At 75.6% G+C, this 20136-nt stretch carries 3 protein-coding genes (1 of these 3 only partly in view); all 3 read left to right on the top strand.

Annotated elements, in window-relative coordinates; translation table 11 throughout:
* Tightly spaced (each overlapping or abutting the next), the 3 genes in view from AMK16_RS27800 to AMK16_RS35975 form a layout consistent with a single transcriptional unit that may run on beyond the window.
* Positions 1–3896 carry the end of an SDR family NAD(P)-dependent oxidoreductase gene (locus tag AMK16_RS27800; protein ID WP_079191780.1) on the top strand. It extends 15706 nt beyond the left edge of the window, so the window shows 3896 of its 19602 coding nt (coding positions 15707–19602); the start codon falls outside the window, past its left edge; it ends in the stop codon at positions 3894–3896.
* Positions 3893–10855 carry an SDR family NAD(P)-dependent oxidoreductase gene (locus AMK16_RS27780; protein WP_073920086.1) on the top strand — a complete coding sequence of 2321 codons (6963 nt, stop codon included), beginning with the start codon at positions 3893–3895 and terminating at the stop codon, positions 10853–10855. Before AMK16_RS27800 ends, AMK16_RS27780 begins: the two co-directional genes overlap by 4 nt.
* Entirely contained in the window at positions 10852–20136 is a 9285-nt protein-coding gene (locus AMK16_RS35975) for a type I polyketide synthase (RefSeq protein WP_073920085.1), read from the top strand. The genes AMK16_RS27780 and AMK16_RS35975 overlap by 4 nt, the downstream gene beginning before the upstream one ends.

Genomic DNA, 20136 nt, shown 5'->3' with positions numbered 1-20136 from the left:
TGCGCGCGGGCGTCAGCTCCTTCGGCTTCGGCGGCGTCAACGCGCACGTCGTCCTGGAGGAGGCACCCGCCACGACGCCCCCGACCCCGCTGCGGGACGACACCGACGAGGTGTTCCTCCTGTCGGGCAGGGACGAAGCCGCCCTGCGCCGGTACGCCGCCGCGATGGTGGAGTTCCTCGACGCGGACCACGGCAGCGGCAGCGGCACGGATGTGCCCGCGCAGTCGCTCGCCTCGCTCGCGTACACCTCCCAGGTCGCCCGCGTCCCCATGGCCGCCCGGCTCGCGCTGGTCGCCCGCTCCACCCGCGACCTGCGCGACCAGCTCGCCGGCCACCTCGCGGCCCAGTACACCCACGGCGGCACGGACGGCGACCACGCCTGGCTGGCCGAACCGGAGGGCGCGGAATACCTCGCCCGGCTGGTCCGTGAGGGACGGCTCGACCGGCTCGCGCGGCTCTGGCAGGACGGCGCCGACATCGACTGGGCCGCGCTGCGCACCGACCGGCCGCAGCCGGCGTCCATGCCGACCTACCCGTTCGCCCGCGAGCGGCACTGGCTCACGCCGCCGACCGCCACGGGGGACGCGTCCGCCCCGCAGGACTCTTCACTGCTCCTGGTCAAGCGGTGGGAGGCCGCTCCGCTGCCCGCCGCCGAACTGCCCGGCGGGATCCTGGTGCTGGCCCGCGCCGAGAACGAGTCCCTCGCCACGAGGGCCTTCGGCCCCGCCGCCGCAGTGCTCCGTGTGGACGACGGAGCCGAGGACTCCGCCCGGCGGATCGCGGAAGCGGCCCGCCTCGCGACGGCCGTGATCGACCTGGCCGACGTGTCGGACGCAACACTCACCGCGCCGGACCCCGACTGGCCGCGCATCGCCCTCCTGCGCGAGCTGGTCACCGAGAACCGCACCCGCGGCTTCACCTACCTCCACATGACCCGGGGGCTCACCACCTTCCGGACCGAGCGGCCCACGCTGCGCGGCGCGGCCTACGCGGGCCTCGTCCGGATGCTCACGGCCGAGTACCGGGGCCTGTCCGCCCGCACCCTCGACCTCGACACCCTGGAGCCGGCCGCGCTGCGCGAGGCGGCCGCGGCCGAACTCGCGGCGACCGACCCGGTCACCGAGGCCTGCGTACGGGCGGGCGTACGACACCGTCCGGTGCTGCGCCCCGCCGACGGGGCGCCCGCCTCCGCCGATTGGTCCGCGGACCTGACCGGCCGGACCGTCGTGATCACCGGAGGGACGGGCGCACTGGGCCGGCTGCTCGCGGCCCGGCTCGTCGAGCGGGGCGCCGACCGGCTCGTGCTCCTCGGCCGCACCCCGCTGCCCGCCCGGACCCAGTGGCCCGCCCTCCTCGCGGACCCCGGCACCGACCCGGCCCTCGCGGCCAGGCTGCGCGACCTCGCGGCCCTGGAACGCCCCGGGGTCCGGGTGGTGGTCGAGACCGGCCCGCTGGACGGGATCGCCGGGGTGCTCGACCGTGCCCGGCGCGAGATGGGCCCGATCGTCGGCGTCGTGCACTGCGCCGGACTCGGCGTCATGCGCGACCCGGCCTTCATCGGCAAGCGGACCGAGGACGTACTGCGGGTCCTGGAACCGAAGACCACGGGGCTCCAGGCCGTCCTGGACGGCTGCGCCGACGACCCGCTGCGCTTCGTCGTGCTGTACTCGTCCGTCGCGGGCGGCGTGCCGGCCCTGGCCGTGGGCCTCAGCGACTACGCGCTGGCCAACTCCGTGCTGGACCGCGTCGCCGAGTACCGCACCGCCACCGGCGGCGTCCGCGCCCCGGTCATCCGGTCGCTGCAGTGGCCGAGTTGGCGTGCGGCCGGCATGCCCGAGGTCGACACCCCGGCCTACCGGGACCTCGGCCTGCGCACCCTGGCTCCCGAGGCGGGGCTGGACCTGCTGGACCGTGCAATGAGCGGCCCCGACCCGGTCGTGCTGCCCTGCGTCGTGGACGCCGGGCGCTTCGACGCCGCCCGGCTGCTGGCCGTGCCCGCGCCGGGCCGACAGGACGGGACGGCCCCCGCGACCGCTCCGTCGGCGGCCCCCAGCGGAGTACCGGCCGCGCAGGGCCTCCTCCGCCGCGTCACCGGGGTCATCGCCTCGACGCTCCGGCTGGACCCCGGGGCGATCGGAGGGGACGAGGACTTCGCCGACCTGGGCGTGGACTCGATCATGATCGCCCAGATCCTCGCCGCGCTGGAGCGGGACCTCGGCGTCGTCGCGGAACCCTCGACCATCCTGGAGAACCCGACGGTGGCGCTCCTCGCCGAGGCCCTGCGAGACCAGGTGCCGGACCTCGCGACCCCGTCGGAGGCCGCCGGCCCCGCCCCGGCCGAGGTCGCCGTTCCGAACCCGGCCGAGGTCACCGCTTCGGCCCCGGCCGAGGCCGTCACATCCGGCGCTGCCGTCGCCGGAGCGGCCGCGCGGCGTGAGGACATCGCCGTCATCGGCATCGCCGCCCACTTCCCCGGCGCCCCCGACCACGGGACGTTCTGGCGGAACCTGATGTCCGGGACGGACTCCGTCACGGAGGTGCCGCCCTCCCGCTGGGACAAGGACCGCTTCTGGCGGCCCGACGCACAGACCGGCACCACCGTCAGCAAATGGGGCGGCTTCCTCGACGCCATCGAGGACTTCGACCCGGAACACTTCCGGATCGACCCGGCCGGGGCCACCCACGTCGACCCCCTGGTCCGGCAGGTCCTGGAGACCGGCGTGGAATGCCTGGCCGACGCCGGTCTCACCCCCGAGGAGGTCGCGGGCCGGCGCGTGGGCGTCTTCGCTGGCGCCCGTGCGGCGAACTTCGGCGCGCACGTGGCCGCGGCCGGTCCGCACTCGATCAGCGGAATGGCGCAGAACTTCATCGCCGCGCAGCTGTCCCACCACCTCGACCTGCGAGGACCGTCCGTCGTCGTCGACACAGCCTGCTCCAGCGCGCTCGTCGCTGTGCACATGGCCGCCGCCGGCCTGCGGACCGGGGAGTGCGACCTGGCCTTCGCGACCGGGGTTGACATCCTCCTCGACGAGGTGCCCTTCGTCGGGATGAGCGGGGCGGGCGCACTGTCGCCCACGGGACGCTGCCACACGTTCGACGAGCGGGCCGACGGCATCGTCCTCGGCGAGGGCGCCGGCACGCTGCTGCTCAAGCGGCTGTCCGACGCCGTGCGCGACGGCGACCGGATCTACGCGGTGATCGAGGGCAGCGCCGTCAACAACGACGGCCGCACCATGGGCATCACGACGCCGAACCCGCGCGCCCAGCGGGAGGTGATCGAAGCGGCCCTTGCCGACGCCGGTGTCTCCCCGGCCCAGCTGGGCTACGTGGAGGCCCACGGCACCGGCACCATGATCGGTGACCCGATGGAGCTGAAGGCGCTCACCGAGGCCTTCCGCGCCCACACCGACGAGGTCGGCTTCTGCGGCGTCGGCAGTGTGAAGACCAACATCGGCCACACCCTCAGCGCGGCCGGCATGGCCGGACTGATCAAGGCCCTGCTGGCGGTCCACCACGCGCAGCTGCCGCCGACGCTGCACTGCGCGACCCTCAACCGCCGTTTCCGCTTCGAGGAGTCCCCGCTGTTCCCCGTACGGGAACCGCGCGGGTTCACGGGCCGCGACGGTACGCGCCGGGCCGCCGTCAGCTCCTTCGGGTTCGGCGGCACCAACGCCCACATGGTGGTGCGCCAGGCACCCGAAGCCCACGTCCCCTCGCGCGGACCGCTGGACCCGCCCCGCTACCGGCGGCGGCGCTTCTGGTTCGACCCGCCCGCGCACACCCCCGCACAACCGCCCGCGCACACCCTCGCACAACCGCCGGCGCGAACGCCCGCACCGGCCCCCGCGCCGTTCTTCGAGCTTGACTTCTCCGCCGTGCCGGAAGGAAAGAAATGAACCCGTTGGACGGCCTGACCTGCTCCGTGGTGGTGCGCGGTACCGACCCGGTGCTGCGTGACCACCGGGTGCACGGCACGCGCATCCTGCCCGGAGTGTCGTTCCTCGACATGATCTACCGGATCCTGGGGGCCCGTGGCGTCGACACCTCCCGCGTGGAGTTGCGCCGCGTGCTGTTCCGCAACCCCGTGGCCGCCGGCCCGGACTTCGACACCGAGCTGCGGGTGGAGTTCACGGCGGACGCGGACGGCTACCGAGTCTCCGTCACCGGAACCCGCCGCCCCACGGGCGAGACCGAGCCGGTCCTCGACTGCCGACTCCATCTGGACGTGCCCTTCCCGGCCGAGGCCGTCGACCTGTCCGCCCTGCGCGCCGGCATGGCCCGTACGGCCGACATGGCCGACCTGTACGCGCTCGTCCGCCGGACGGGCATCGAGCACGGGGAGTTCATGCGCGCCCGGGGCACCCTGCACGTCGGCGACCGCGAACTGCTCGCGGACCTGTCGCTGGGCCCGGAAGCCGCCGCCTACGCGGACTACTTCCACCTGCATCCGGCCGCGCTGGACTCGTCGACGCTGCTGCCGACGCAGTTCGCCACGGCCGGGGCCGGCGCGGCGGCCCGGCCCTACATCCCGATGCTCATCGACTCCTTCCGGGCCCGGGGGCCGGTCGGGGACCGCACCCTGGTCCACGCCACCCCGCCCCGCGCCACCGGCCCGGCCGGTGACCTGACCACTTGCGACCTGCGCTTCCTCGACGCCGAGGGCGGCGTACTGCTGTGGCTGCGGGGCCTCACCTCGAAACGCGTCCGGGAGGAGGACGCCATCACCCGGCTGGACGGCTCCCCGCGCGGGGCGGAACCGGCCGGGACCGTGCCGTCCGGGGCGGTGCCCGTCGGGCTGAGCGCCGCGAGCCTGGTGCGCGGCCTGCTCGCCGACCGGCTCGGGCGGCCCGAGTTCGACGAGGAGGCGGGTTTCTACGAGCTGGGGCTGGACTCGACGGCGCTGCTGGGCATCGCCGCCGACCTGGAGCAGGCGTACGGCACCGACTTCTCGCCCACCCTGCTGTTCGAGCACAGCTCCTTCGCGGCCCTCGTCGAGTACCTGAGCACGTACGAACTGCCCGATGGCGGGGGCCGGCCGACCGTCGTGGCGCCGCAGGAGCAGGACGTACGCGAGGACGTTCCCGCCGAGGTGGTCTGGTTCGAGCCCCACTGGCGTGCCGCGCCGCTGCCGCCGGCGCCCGTACCGGCACCGGCCTCCGTCCTGACCGTCGACGGGAGGACCGCACGCGACTGGGCGGCCCTGCTCACCGGGCACGACGGCTCCGACGTGCTCTGGACCCCCGCCGATCCCCAGGACGTCGAGGGCGAGGCCGTCGCCCTGACCGGCTTCGCGGCCGCCCTGCTGCGCAACCGGCGCAGCCCCGTACGGATCGTCTGCCACCTGCCCCTGGGTGCGGCGGCCTCGGCTGTCGCGGGTCTGCTGCGCACGCTCCACCGGGAGCAGCCCGGCGTACGCGCAGCAGTGGTGTGCTCCCCGGAGCGCGCCGATGCCCTGGCCGAGCTCGCCGCGGGCGTTCCGGACGCTGAAGTGCGCTACGAGGCGGGCCGGCGCACCGTGCGCGAGATCTTGCCCACCCCGGCCCCGGACCACCCGGCCCGGCTGCGTGAACGGGGCGTGTACCTGATCACGGGCGGCCTCGGCGGCGTGGGCCTGTCCCTGGCCCGACACCTGGCGCGAACCGTCCGGGCCCGGCTCGTGCTCTGCGGACGGACGGCCGCCGACTCCGCGGCGAGCGCCGCGCTGAGCGCCGAACTGACCGCCCTCGGGGCCGAGGTGCAGGTGGTCGGCGCGGACGTCTCCCGTGCGCAGGACGTGCGCCGCGTGGTCGACCTGACGCTCTCCCGGTTCGGCGCGCTGGACGGGGTGGTGCACGCCGCCGGTGTGCTGCGCGACGGGCTGATCGCGGGCAAGAGCGCAGCGGACGTCCGTGCCGTCATGGCACCCAAGGTCACCGGCACCCGCCTGCTGTACGAGGCCACCCGGGGCCTGGGGCTGGACTTCCTCGTGCTCTGCTCGTCCACGGCCGCTGCCTGGGGGAACCAGGGCCAGGCCGACTACGCGTGCGCCAACGCCTTCCTCGACGGTTTCGCCGAGGGAAAGCCGGGGGTCGTGTCGATCGGGTGGCCCGGCTGGTCGGACGGGGGCATGCGGCTCGACGACCGCGCACTGCGCCGGATGGGCCTGAAGGCCATGGACACCCCGACCGCGGTGGACATCATGCTGCGCGCCGCCGGCAGCGGCAGGTCGCACCTGGTGGCCCTCGTGGGCTCGGCGGCCGAGATCGCCGAGCGCTTCACGCCCGCTGTTCCGGTCTCCGCGGCGCCGGCCGCGGGCGCGCCGGCGGCCGGCGTCACCGCCGTCACCGCCCCGGCGACCCCCCCGCCGGTGGCCGCCGCCGCCGGCGCCGGCGCCGAGGACGACGCGATCGCCATCGTGGGGATCAGCGGCCGCTACCCGGGCGCCCGCACGCTCGACGCGTTCTGGGAGAACCTCAAGGCCGGCCGTGACGGCATCACCGAGGTGCCCGCCGAGCGCTGGGACCACCGTGCGATCCACAGCGACGCCAAGGGCGTGCCCGGACGGTCGTACGGCCGCTGGGGCGGATTCGTCGACGGGATCGACGAGTTCGACGCCGTGTTCTTCCACATCTCGCCCAATGAGGCCGCCGTCCTCGACCCGCAGGAGCGGCTGTTCCTCCAGGAGGCCTGGCACGCCTTCGAGGAGGCGGGCCACGCGCCCTCCGCCTGGCGAGGCCGCGCCGTCGGCGTGTTCGCGGGCGTGATGTACAACCAGTACCAACTGCACGGTGTCCGCGAGGAACCGGGCCTCGTGCCCTCGTCGTTCAGCGCGTCGATCGCCAACCGCGTCTCCTACTTCCTCGACCTCAAGGGGCCGAGCATCGCGCTCGACACCATGTGCTCCTCCTCGCTGACGGCGCTGCACCTGGCCGTCGAGGCGATCCGGCGGGGCGAGTGCGAGGCCGCGCTGGCGGGAGGCGTCAACCTGCACGTCCACCCCAACAAGTACCTGCTGCTCAGCCAGTCGTCCTTCCTCTCCACCGACGGCCGCTGCCGTGCCTTCGGCGCGGGCGGCGACGGCTACGTGCCCGGCGAGGGCGTCGGCGTGGTGCTGCTGAGGCCGCTGCGCGACGCGCTGCGCGACGGAGACCACGTACACGCCGTCATCCGCGGCACGGCCCTCAACCACGGGGGTCACACCGGTGGGTTCTCGGTGCCCGACCCGGCCTCGCAGGCCGCCCTCGTCCACGACTCGCTCACCGGGGCGCACGTGGACCCTGCCGACCTCGGCTACCTGGAGGCCCACGGCACGGGCACCGGCCTGGGCGACCCGATCGAGGTCACCGCCCTGGAGCGGGCCTTCGACGCCGTCGGCGCGGGCCGGGGACCCTGGCCCATCGGCTCCGTCAAGTCGAACATCGGCCACCTGGAGTCGGCCGCGGGCATCGCCGCGCTCACCAAGGTCGTCCTCCAGATACGCCACCGCGAACTGGTGCCCTCCCTGCACGCCGATCCGCTCAATCCGGCGGTGGACTGGGCGAGTTCGCGGTTCCGTGTGCAACGCACCCTGGAACCCTGGAACCCGCCCGCGGACGCTCCGCTCACCGCCGCGATCAGTTCCTTCGGCGCCGGCGGCGCCAATGCCCACGTGGTGCTGGCCGAACACCCGGTGGCGCCTGATCGGCCGGCGCCGGAAGAGGATCGTCCGCGGCTCTTCGTGCTCTCGGCGAAGGACGCCACGCGGCTCGACGAGAGCGTGGCGCTGCTGCTCGCGCACCTGGACCGGGCCGGCCGCGGCGCGGCCCCCGACGCCGTGGAGCGGATCCTGTCCGAGGTCGTGGGCTTCCCCCTCGATCCCGGTGAACCCTTCGCGGAACTCGGCCTCGACTACCCGCGCCTGTCCCGTCTCGCCCGGCGCGTCGAGGAGGAGTTCGGCGTCCGACTCCGCGTCGACGGGGGGACGACCCCGGCCGAGCTGGCGCGCCGCCTCACCGGTACCGGGGGCGGCGTGGACCCGGCGGCGCTCGCTTTCACGCTCTGGGCCGGACGCGACCACCTCGACGAGCGGCTCGCCGTCGTCGCCACGACGACGGCCGAGTTCGCCGACGCCCTGCGCACCGGTACGGGCTGGCACCGCGGACGCAGGCGCCGCTCCGCCGCACCCGTCCACGCCGGTGACCTGCGCGAGCTGGCCCGGGCCTGGGTCGAGGGCGCCGCGATCAGCCTGCCCGCGCCCGACCGGCCGCGGCGGCTCTCGCTGCCCGGCTACCCCTTCGCCCGCGAGCGCCACTGGGTCGACACCCCCCGCACGGCCGGGAGTTACCCGGCGGCGACCGAGGAGGTCGAACTGCCGGACGGGCACGTGTTCAGCACGCGGATCTCCACGGCGGAGCGGCCCTGGCTGGCCGACCACACCGTCGACGGCGTCGTACTGGTCCCCGGGACGTACTTCGTCGACCTGGCCCTTAGGGCGGGAGCCCGCCTGCACTGCCCCCGGATCGCCGAACTCGTCACCCACACACCGCTGGCATCGGGCGAGGCCGACCTGCGCCTCGTGGTGGACCTCGCCGAGCCCGACGGGACGCGAACCTTCCGGATCCATGCCCGCGCCGGCGACGGTGGTTGGACGAGCCACGTCACCGGCGTTCTCGGGCCCTCGCCCGAGGAGCCCCCGGCCGCCCCGGCCCTGCCCGGGGACGCCGAGGAACTCGACGTCACCCGCCTCTACGAGATGCTCACGGGGTACGGGCCCGCCTTCCGGGGGCTGCGCCGCGCCTGGCGCACCGCCGACGCCGTCTTCGCGGAGGTCGTCATACCCGACGGCGTTGCCGACGGCGATCCCGGGGCGCACGCGCTGCACCCCCTGCTCCTCGACGCCGCCCTGCACACGGTGGCCCTCACCTCGGCCCTCGACGGGGACAGCCCCTACCTGCCGTTCGCCTGGTCCGGCGTACGCGTGCACACCCCTGGTGCGACCGCCGCCCGGGTACGGGTGGTCCACCACCGGGCCGACGCGGTCGAGCTCCTCCTCACGGACCACGCGGGCGCGCCCTTGGCCTCAGTCGACTCCGTGGTGCTGCGCCGGGCAGACGCTCCGGCCGAGCCGCTCCACCACGTGGAGTGGCTGCCCGTCGAGACGCCCGATCCCTCACCGGCGGCCCGCTACGCGGTCGTCGGCCCGGACCCCGAGGGGATCGGCACCGCCCTGGAGGCTTCCGGGGCGCAGGTGGTGCGGGCCCAGGACCTGGACGCCTTGACGGACGTGCCGCCCGTGGTGGTCCTGCCCGTCCCGGCCGCTCCGTCCGGTGCCGCCGAGGGCGCCCCGGCCGCCCGCGCCCTCACCACCGAGGTGCTCGGCAGGCTCCAGCAGTGGCTCGCAGGCCGACGGTTCGCGACCGCACGGCTGGTCCTCGTCACCACCGCCCCCGACCTGGCCACGGCCGCCGCCTGGGGGCTGGTGCGCTCCGCCCAGTCCGAACACCCCGGCCGCTTCGGCCTCGTGGACGCCGAAGACCTCGCGCCGCTGCACCGCGCGCTCGGTTCAGACGAGCCGCACCTTCGCCTGCTCGACGGCCGGGTGCTGGGAGCCCGGCTGGTCCGCGTACCGGCCGCGGTGCCGGCGCCCGGCCCGCGCCCGGCCGGTACCGTCCTGGTCACCGGCGCGAGCGGCGCCCTCGCCGGACCGGTGGTCCGCCACCTCGTGGAGCGGCACGGCGTACGCGACCTGCTGCTGGTCAGCCGCAGCGGCCGGGTCCCGGCGGGACTGGCCGGGCTGGACGCCCACGTCGAGGCGGCAGCCTGCGACGTGGCGGACCGCGCCGCCCTGGCGACCCTGCTGGCCGGCCGCCGGGTGACCATGGCCGTGCACGCCGCAGGAGTGCTCGACGACGGGGTGGTCACCGCCCTGGACGCGGAGCGCCTGGAGCGGGTGCTGCGGCCCAAGACCGAAGGCGCCGCCCATCTCGACGCACTGCTGCCCGAAGCCGAACTGGTGCTGTTCTCCTCCGTGGCGGGCGTACTGGGCGGCCCGGGGCAGGGCAACTACGCCGCCGCCAACGCCTTCCTGGACGCCCTCGCCCGGCAGCGCGCCGCATCCGGCCGCCGGGCCGTGTCCGTGGCCTGGGGGCCCTGGGCGCTCGACGAGGGCATGGCCGCCGACCGGGACCGCCTGGCCCGCGGCGGCATCGAGCCGCTCCCCACCGAAGCGGCCCTCGGCCTGCTCGACGCGGCCCTCGCCGGACCGCACCCGGCGGTCACCGTCCTGCGGCTCGGGCGTGGTCCGGCCGCCGCCGTACCGCACGTGCTGCGCAGCCTGGTGCGGACCTCGGCGCCGGCCCCCGCCGCCGACCCGGGCCTGGCCCGCCTCGGTCCCGACGAGCGGCGCGCCAGGCTGTCGGCGCTGGTCCGGGGACAGGCCGCGGCCGTCCTCGGCTACGCGGACGCCACCATGATCGAATCCGACCGGTCCTTCCAGGAACTCGGCTTCGACTCACTGAGCTCCATCGAGTTCCGCAACCGGCTGGGCACGGCCGTCGGCCTGTCGCTGGAGGCCACCCTCGTCTTCGACCACCCCACCCCGGCCGATCTGGTCACCCACCTCGACGAGCGGTTCGCCGGCGCGTCCGAGGCGACCGACCTGCCGACCCTGTTCGCGGCCTTCGACCGCCTGGCCGCCGCCCTCACGGCGGCAGCCACGGACGACGTGTCCCGCGACCGCACCGCGGACCGCGTCCGCGGGCTGCTCGACCACCTGACACCCCACACCGCGACGGAACCCGTCACCGCGTTCGCCTCCGCGACCGACGACGAGGTCTTCGCGCTGATCGACGCCGAGCTCGGCAGCCCGCTGCCGGGACTGGAGGAACGCTCCCGATGACCAACGAGGACAAGCTCCGCGACTACCTGCGCCGGGTGACCGCGGAACTGCAGTCGACGCGGCAGCGGCTGCGCGACGTGGAGGAGCGATCTGCCGGGCCGGTCGCCATCGTCGGCATGGCCTGCCACTACCCGGGCGGCGTGGAGTCCCCCGACGACCTGTGGTCGCTCGTCGCCGAGGGCCGGGACGGGATCACCCCCTTCCCCGGCGACCGGGGGTGGGACCTGGACACGCTCCACCACCCCGACCCCGACCACCCGGGCACGACCACCGTCCGCGAAGGCGGATTCCTGCACGGCGCCGCCCGGTTCGACGCGGCATTCTTCGGCATCTCGCCCAAGGAGGCGCTCCACACCGACCCCCAGCAGCGACTGATCCTTCAGACCTCCTGGGAGGCCGTCGAGCGCGCCGGCCTGGACCCGAGCTCGCTGCGCGACAGCCGCACCGGCGTGTTCACCGGCGTCATGCACCACGACTACCCGGGCGCCCAAGGCGCCGGCAGCGTCGTCTCCGGCCGCGTCGCCTACCAACTGGGCCTGCGGGGCCCCGCCATCACGGTGGACACCGCCTGCTCCTCCTCGCTCGTCGCCCTCCACCTGGCCGTCCGGTCCCTACGCCGAGGGGAGTGCGACATGGCCCTCGTCGGAGGGGCCACGGTGATGGCCACCCCCGCCGCCTTCGTGGAGTTCAGCCGCCAGCGCGGCCTCGCCCCCGACGGCCGCTGCAAGCCCTTCGCCGCCGGGGCGGACGGCACCGCCTGGTCCGAGGGCGCCGGCGTCATCGTCGTCGAACGCCTCGCGACCGCCCTCGCCGCCGGCCGCCGCGTCCTCGCCGTCGTCCGGGGCACCGCCGTCAACTCCGACGGCGCCAGCAACGGCCTCACCGCACCCAACGGCCCCGCCCAGCAGCGCGTCATCCGCGAGGCCCTCGTCGACGCCGGCCTGACCCCCCAGCAGGTCGACGCGGTGGAAGCACACGGCACCGGCACCCCCCTCGGTGACCCGGTGGAGGCCCAGGCCGTGCTCGCCGCCTACGGCAGGCAGCGCACCCGGGCGCTGCGCCTGGGATCGGTCAAGTCGAACCTGGGGCACACCCAGGCCGCCGCCGGCGTCGCCGGAATCGTCAAGATGGTCATGGCCATGCGGCACGGGGTACTGCCCCGGACCCTGCACCTCGACGCCCCGACCCCGTACGTGGACTGGTCGGCGGGCGGTGTGGAACTCCTCACCGAGGACGCACCCTGGCCCGCCGGGACGGAACCCCGCCGGGCCGCCGTCTCCTCCTTCGGGGTCAGCGGCACCAACGCCCACGTGATCCTCGAGGAACCTCCGCTGCCGGTGGACGACCGGACCGCCGAACGGCACGACGGCCGGCCGACGGACACGGCGGGCGACGGGCGCCCCGCGACGTCGCCCGCCGGGTCCGGCCCCCTGGCCTGGACCCTGTCCGCCCGCTCCGACGCCGCACTGCGCGCCCAGGCCGCCACCCTCACCGCGTTCCTGACCGGGCACCCGCAGGAACCGCGCCCCGAGGACGTGGCCCTCTCCTTGGCCACCACCCGCGCCTCCCACGAGCACCGCGCGGTCGTCCTCGGCGGCGACCGCGCCGAACTCCTCGCCGCACTGGACGACCTGGCCGCCGGCCGGCCCTCGTCCACCGTCGTCGAAGGGACCACCGGGCAGAGCGGCGGCGTCGCCTTCCTCTTCCCCGGCCAGGGGTCGCAGTGGCGGGACATGGCCGTGCGGCTGCTGGACACCAACGCGGTGTTCCGGGAACGGATAGCCCAGTGCGAGGCCGCCCTGGCCCCCCACGTGGACTTCGAGCTGACCGCCGTCCTGCGCGGGGAACAGGACCTGGACCGGGTCGACGTCGTCCAGCCCGCCCTGTTCGCCGTCATGGTCGCCCTCGCCGAGGTGTGGCGCTCCCTCGGCGTCCGCCCGGCCGCCGTCGCCGGACACAGCCAGGGCGAGATCGCCGCCGCCTGCGTCGCCGGGGCCCTCACCCTCGAGGACGCCGCCCGCGTCGTCGCCCTGCGCAGCCGGGCCCTGACCGCCCTCTCGGGCCGCGGCGGCATGATGTCCCTCGCACTGCCCGCCGACGAGGCACGCCACCGGCTCCGCCGCTGGGACGGCAGGCTGTCGCTGGCCGCCGTCAACGGCGCCGCCTCCGTGGTCGTCTCCGGCGACACCGACGCCCTCGACGAACTCCTCGCCGCCTGTGACGAGGACGGCGTACGGGCCCGGCGCGTCGACGTGGACTACGCCTCGCACAGCGCGCACGTGGAAGGCGTCCGCGCGCAGGTCCTGGCGTCCCTCGCCCCCGTCAGGCCGCGCGTCCCCGAAATCCCCTTCTTCTCCTCCGTGGAAGGCCGCTGGATCGAGGCCGCCGACGCCTTCGACGCCGACTACTGGTACCGCAACCTGCGCGAGACCGTCCGGTTCGACGAGGCCGTCACCGCCCTCGTCCGGCGCGACTGCACCACCCTGCTGGAGGTCAGCCCCCACCCGGTGGTCACGACCGGCGCACAGGAGACCGTCGACGCGCTCGGCACCGACACCGCCGTCGCCCACACCCTGCGCCGCGACGAAGGAGGCCCCGAACAGCTGCTGCACGCCCTGGCCCAGCTGTACGTGAAGGGCGTACGCCCCGACTGGTCCGCGCTCTGGCCCGAAGCCCGCCGGATCGACCTGCCCGCCACCACCTTCCTCACCGAGCCGTACTGGCTGCGCCCCGGCCCCGGCGCCGGCGGCGCGGGCGCCCTGGGCCTCGACGAGGTCGACCACCCCTTCCTGCGCGCCGCCCTGCCCGCCGCCGAGGGCCTGGTACTCACCGGCCGGCTCGGCCCGGCCGCCCAGCCCTGGCTCGCCGACCACACGGTCGAAGGACAGGTGGTCCTGCCGGGCGCGGCCCTCGCGGAGCTCGCCTCCCGGGCGGCGGACGAGGCCGGCTGCTCCACCGTCGACCAGCTCACCCTGCTCACACCGGTCCTCCTCCCCGACCAGGGCGACATCCGGCTGCGCGTCGACGTCACGGCCCCGGCCGAGGACGGTTCGCGCGGTTTGACCCTGCACACCCTCAGCGGGGCGGGCCACTGGACCACGCACGCCACCGGCGTGCTCCTGCCCCACGCCGCCGAACCGGTGCCCGCCACCTCCGCGTGGCCGCCGTCCGGCGCCGAACCCCAGGACGTCGAGGCCCTCTACACGACCCTGCAGGACGCGGGCCTGGCCTACGGACCGGCCTTCCGCGGCCTGCGGGCGCTGTGGCGCGGACGCGACGGGGACCTCCACGCCGAGGTCGCACTGCCCGACGCCGACCAGGCCGGCGCGTTCACCCTCCACCCGGCCCTGCTCGACGCGTGCCTGCACCCCGTCGCCCTCGGCGGGTTCCTCACCACGGGCGACGGCCGCCGCCCGGCGGTGCCCTTCGAATGGCAGGGCCTGCGCTTCCACGCCGCGGGCGCCGACACCGTGCGCGTGACCCTGTCCGCCGCGGGCCCCGACGCAGTCCGCCTCACCCTCACCGACACCACCGGGGCACCCGTCGCCTCGGTCGACACCCTTGTGCTCCGCGAGCTTCCGGCGGGCGCCCTCGACCGTCCCGACCGGGGCGACCTGCTGCGCCCCGTCCAGGTGACCCGGCCCCTGCCCGGCGACGGAGCCGAGGACTACGCCGTACCCGACCCGGAACTCGCCCGGCAGCTGGGAAAGCATCCCAGCCGGGAACCTGCGCGCCACGTCCTGGTACCGGTTCCGCCCGGCGCGCCTTCAGAGGCCGTGCGCGGCGCGCTCACCCTCGTCCACGACTGGCTGGCGGACGAGAGCCACGCGGAGTCCATGCTCGTCTTCGTCACCCGCCGGGTCCACCACGACGTCGCGGAAGCCGCCGTCGCGGGCCTCGTACGGTCCGCCCAGCTCGAACACCCCGACAGCTTCCGGGTGCTGGACCTTGCCGACCTCGACGAAACCACCCTCGCCGCGATCCCCGCCGCCCTCGCCACGGACGAGCCCCAGCTCACCCTGACGTCCGGGACCGCGACCGTTCCCCGGCTGGTCCGCGCCCGCCCCGCTCCGGCGGGGCCCGGCGAGCTCGGCAGGACCCTGGTGACCGGTGCTTCCGGCACCCTGGGGCAGCTCGTCGCCCGGCACCTCGTCCAGGCACACGGCGTACGCGACCTGGTGCTGGCCGGCCGACGCGGCTCCGAGGCACCCGGCATGGCCGCCCTCACGGAGGAACTGACCGGGGCCGGAGCCCAGGTCCGGGCCGTCGCCTGCGACGTCACCGACCGTGCCGCCCTCGCAGTACTGGCCGGCGGAGCCTCCTTCACGACCGTCGTCCACGCCGCCGGCGTCCTCGACGACGGGTTGGTGACCGGGCTGACCCCCGAACGCCTCGACCGCGTGCTGGGGGCGAAGCTCGACGCGGCGCTCCATCTCCACGAACTGCTGCCCCAGGCACGCCTGGTGCTGTTCTCCTCGGCCGTGGGCCTCCTCGGCGGCCTAGGCCAGGCCAACTACGCCGCCGCCAACGCCGGCCTCGACGCCCTGGCCCGCCGCCGCCACGCCGAGGGCCTGCCCGGGATCTCCCTGGCCTGGGGCCTGTGGGACGCCACCAGCGGCATGACGGACGGCATCGACCGTGCCCGCCTGGGCCGTTCCGGCTTCCACCCGCTACCGACCGCGGACGCCCTCGCCGCCCTGGACGCCGCCCTGGCCTCGGACGAGCCGGTGCTCGCCCCGATCCGGCTCGACCCGGGCGCCCTGCGGGCGCAAGGTGAGGACGTCCCCGCGCCGCTGCGCGACCTGTCCGGGAAACCGGCGCGCCGCACCGCCGCGCTCGGGGGCGGCGCCGCCGTCTCCGAACTGGCCGCCCGCCTCGCCGGCAAGACCCCCACCGAGCGCCTGCGCACCCTGCTCGAGCTGGTCGTCGGGCACACCGCCGCCGTCCTAGGACACGCCTCGCCGGAGGCGGTCGACCCCGGCAGGGCCTTCAAGGACGCCGGTTTCGGCTCGCTCGCCGCCGTCGAGCTGCGCAACCGGCTCGCCGGAGCCACGGGGCTGCGCCTGCCGGCCACCCTGGTCTTCAGCCATCCCAACCCCGCGGCGGTCGCCCGCCACCTGGACGAACTCCTCGCGGGCACGGCCCCGGCGGCCGCTCCCGCGGTACGCGCCCCGGCCGGCGACGCGGACGACCCCGTCGTCCTCGTCGGCCTCGGATGCAGGCTCCCCGGCGGCGTCCGCACACCCGACGACCTCTGGGAGATGCTGGTCTCCGAACGCGACGGCATCGGCCCGTTCCCCGACGACCGGGGCTGGCCCCTGGAGCGCCTCTACGACCCCGACCCGGCCGCCCCCGGCACCACCTACACGCGGCACGGCGGCTTCATGGCCGACGCCACCGCCTTCGACGCCGCTTTCTTCGGGGTGGCGCCCCGCGAGGCCGTCGCCATGGACCCGCAGCAAAGGATCCTGCTGGAAACCGTCTGGGAGGCCTGCGAGGACGCCGGCATCGACCCGGCCTCACTGCGCGGCACCCGGACCGGCGTGTTCGTGGGCGCCATGTACCAGGACTACGGCCGCCTCCTGGAGAACGCCGCCGCCGAGGGCTTCCTCGCCCCGGGCGTCGGCGGCGGCGTCCTGTCCGGACGGGTCGCCTACACGTACGGGCTGGAAGGCCCGACCGTCACCGTCGACACGGCCTGCTCCTCCTCGCTGACCGCCCTGCACCTCGCCGCCCAGGCGGTACGGGCGGGGGAGTGCGACCTCGCGCTCGCCGGCGGGGTGACCGTACTGTCCACACCGGTGCCCTTCGTCGAGTTCAGCCGCCAGCGCGGACTGGCCGCCGACGGACGGTGCAAGCCCTTCGCCGCCGCGGCCGACGGCACCGCACTGGGCGAGGGCGCCGGAGTGGTGCTCGTCGAACGCCTCTCCCGAGCCCGCGCCCAAGGGCACGAAGTGCTGGCCGTACTGCGCGGCAGCGCCCTCAACTCCGACGGCGCCAGCAACGGCCTCACCGCCCCCAACGGCGCAGCCCAGGAGAAGGTGATGCGCGCGGCGCTCGCCGCGGCCGGCCTGCTCCCCGCCGACGTCGCCGCCGTCGAGGCGCACGGCACCGGCACGTCCCTCGGCGACCCCATCGAGGCGCAGGCGCTCCTCGCGGTCTACGGCCAGGACCGGCCTGCCCCGCTGCTGCTCGGCTCGCTGAAATCAAACGTGGGCCACGTCCAGGCGGCCGCCGGCATCGCGGGAGTGATCAAGGCGGTCCTGTCCATCCGCAACGGCCTGCTGCCCCGGAGCCTGCACATCGACGAGCCCTCCCCGCACGTCGACTGGACCGCCGGCGACATCGCGCTGCTGGACCGGGCACAACCATGGCCCGAGGAGACCGGGCCGCGCCGCATGGGAGTCTCCTCCTTCGGCATCAGCGGCACCAACGTGCACGTGCTGATCGAGCAGGCACCGCACCCCGAGGACGCCCCGGAGCCGCTGCCCGCACTGGACGGCGTGCCCTGGCTGCTGTCGGCGCGATCCGAGCAGGCCCTGCGCGGCCAGGCCGGGCGGCTGCTGGAGTCGGACACCGCCGACCTACCCGCCGTGGCGCGGGCCCTGTCCACCACCCGGGCCGCCCACCGCCACCGGGCCATGGTGACCGGCGCCGACGCACGGCAGCGGCGCGCCGCCCTCGCGGCCCTGGCATCCGACGGCACGGCCGACGGCCTGCGCCGGGCGCGCGCCGCCGGGCAGCGGCTCACCCTGCTCTTCACCGGGCAGGGCAGCCAGCTCCCCGCGATGGGAAAGGGCCTGTACGAGACCTTCCCCGTGTACGCGCAGGCCTTCGACGAGGTGTCCGCGCATTTCCGGCTCGACACCCCGCTGCGCGAAGCGGTCTTCGAGCGGGAGGGACTGCTGGACCGCACCCAATACACCGAGCCGGCCCTGTTCGCCCTCCAAGTCGCCCAGTTCCGGCTGCTGTCGAGCTGGGGCGTCACCCCCGACTCCCTGATCGGGCACTCCATCGGCGAGCTCTCGGCAGCCTGCGTCTCGGGCCTGATGCCCCTCGCCGACGCCGCCGCCCTCGTTGCCCTCCGCGGCCGGGTCCTCGGCGAACTGCCCGCAGGGGGAGCGACGGTGGCCGTAGGGGCGTCCGAGGAGGAAGTCATCGCCGTTCTGGACGGCCGGGGCGACCGTCTGGGAATCGCCGCCGTCATCGGCCCCCGGTCGGTGGTCCTGTCCGGGGACGAGGAGGAGGTCCTCTCCGCGGCCCGGGAGCTCTCGGAGCGCGGGCACCGCACGCGCCGGCTGCACGTGGACGTCGCCTTCCACTCGCCCCATGTCGACCCGGTGCTCGCCGAGTTCCGGGCGGCCGCCGCCGAGGTCCGCTTCGGACGGCCCGCAATCCCGGTCGTCTCCACCGTCAGCACCGCCCACGCGATGGACACCCCCGACTACTGGGTGGACCAGCTGCGCGGCACTGTGCGCTTCTTCGACGCCGTCCGCCGGGCCCACGGCAACGGAGCCACGGCCTTCCTGGAACTGGGGCCCGACACCGTCCTCGCCCCGGCCGTCGAAACGTGCCTGCCCGGCCACCCGGTGCGCCCCGTCTCACTGCTGCGCCGCGACCGCGACGACGTGCGCACCGCCGTCGAGGCCTTGGGGCTCCTGCACACCTACGGAGTGGAGGTGGACTGGGCGGCCGTCCACGCCGGGCGGCCGACGACCCCGGTGCGGCTTCCGAAGTATGCCTTCCAAGAACGCCGTTACTGGCCGGAGCCGGCCGTCGTGGCGCAGGCCGCGCCGGAGCCCCTGCCCGTGCCCGAGGCGGGGGAGCGGGCGCCCGCCCTCGATCCGTTCTGGTCGGCCGTCGAGAGCGCAGACCTCGGCGCCGCCCTAGACCTGCTGAACCTGCAGGGCGACGAGACACCGGCCCAGGTGCTCGACGCCCTCGGCCGACTGCGCTCCGGGGCGGCGGCGCCGGTCCTGGAGGGGGCGCGGTGGAAGCGGGTGCCGGACGGCCCCGCCCCCGAGCTCGCGTACGACGTCCTGCTGCTCGCCCCCCGCCCGGGCGACGAGGACCTGGCCGACGCGGTCGCGGGCGCCCTGGTCCGGCACGGGGCCCGGGTCCGCTCGGGCGGTGCCGGGCGCCCGGACCTCGTGGTGGCCCTGCCCGGGACCGAGCCGGTCGCCGAGGCGGGGGTGCCCCGGTGGGCTCTCGTCGACGACGGCGCCGTGGAGCCCGCCTGCGACCACGCCGTGACCCTCCCGAAGGAGCTCGACGCGCCCGCGCGCAGCCGCCTGTGCGCGGCCGTCGCCGAGGGGTACCGGGAGACCCGGATCGAGCCCGACGGCATGTTCGTACGCGCCTACGAGCCGCTGGGCCGGACCGGCGTGTGGCGTCCCGAGGGGGACGTCCTGGTGGCGGGCCCGGCGGACGCGCTCACCGCGGCGACCGTCGACGCCGTGCTCGCGTCGGGGGCGCGCTGTCTGGTGGCCGGCGGTGCCGACCGCCCGCCCGGGACAATGGAGTTCGGGGGTGCGGAGGGGACCGTACGGCTCACGGCGGCGATCGTCCGGGCCGGCAGCGGGTTCGAGGACGTGACGGCGCCGCTGATGGCCGTCGTGTCGGTGGGGGAGGCCGTGCGGGAAGCAGGAGCCTCGCTCGCCGTGGCGGTCCACCCGGACCTCGACCCGAGGGCGGCGGTGAGCGGGCTGTGTCGGGCCATGTCCACCGAGGAGACGGCCGTTCGCCTCCTGGACGCCGCGCACGTCACGCACCCCGCGCCGGCCGCGGAGTCGGAGACGACCGCAGAAGAGGCGACGGCCCGCACGCCGAAGCCCGAGCCCCAGCCGGAACCCGAGCTGGAGCGCGAACCCGAGCACGAGCCGAAGCCGGAACCCGAACCCACGCCGGAACCCGAACCCACGCCGGAGCCGGACCCCGAGCCGAAGCCCGAGCCCGAGCCGGAGCCCGGCGGTCCGCAGCCCGAGGACTTCGAACTCAGGGCCGCCCTCGAGGGACTGCCGCGCGCAGAGTGGGCGGAGGTCGTGCTCGGCGGTGTGCGGGGCCTCGCGGCCGCCGTCCTCGGGTACGGGTCCGCGTCCGAGATCGACGCCGAGGGCGAGTTCTTCGACATGGGCCTGACCTCGGTCACCGCACTCGAACTGCGCGACCACCTGACCCGGTTGACCGGCTTGGAGTGGCCCGCGGATCTGCTCTACGAGTGCCCGACACCGCAGGTGCTGGCCGACCTCGTCGTCGAGCAGCTGAGCGCGACCCCCGCCTGA

Source organism: Streptomyces sp. CB00455, from assembly GCF_001905445.1.
GTDB lineage: Bacteria > Actinomycetota > Actinomycetes > Streptomycetales > Streptomycetaceae > Streptomyces.
This window is presented reverse-complemented; position numbering and strand designations above follow the sequence as displayed.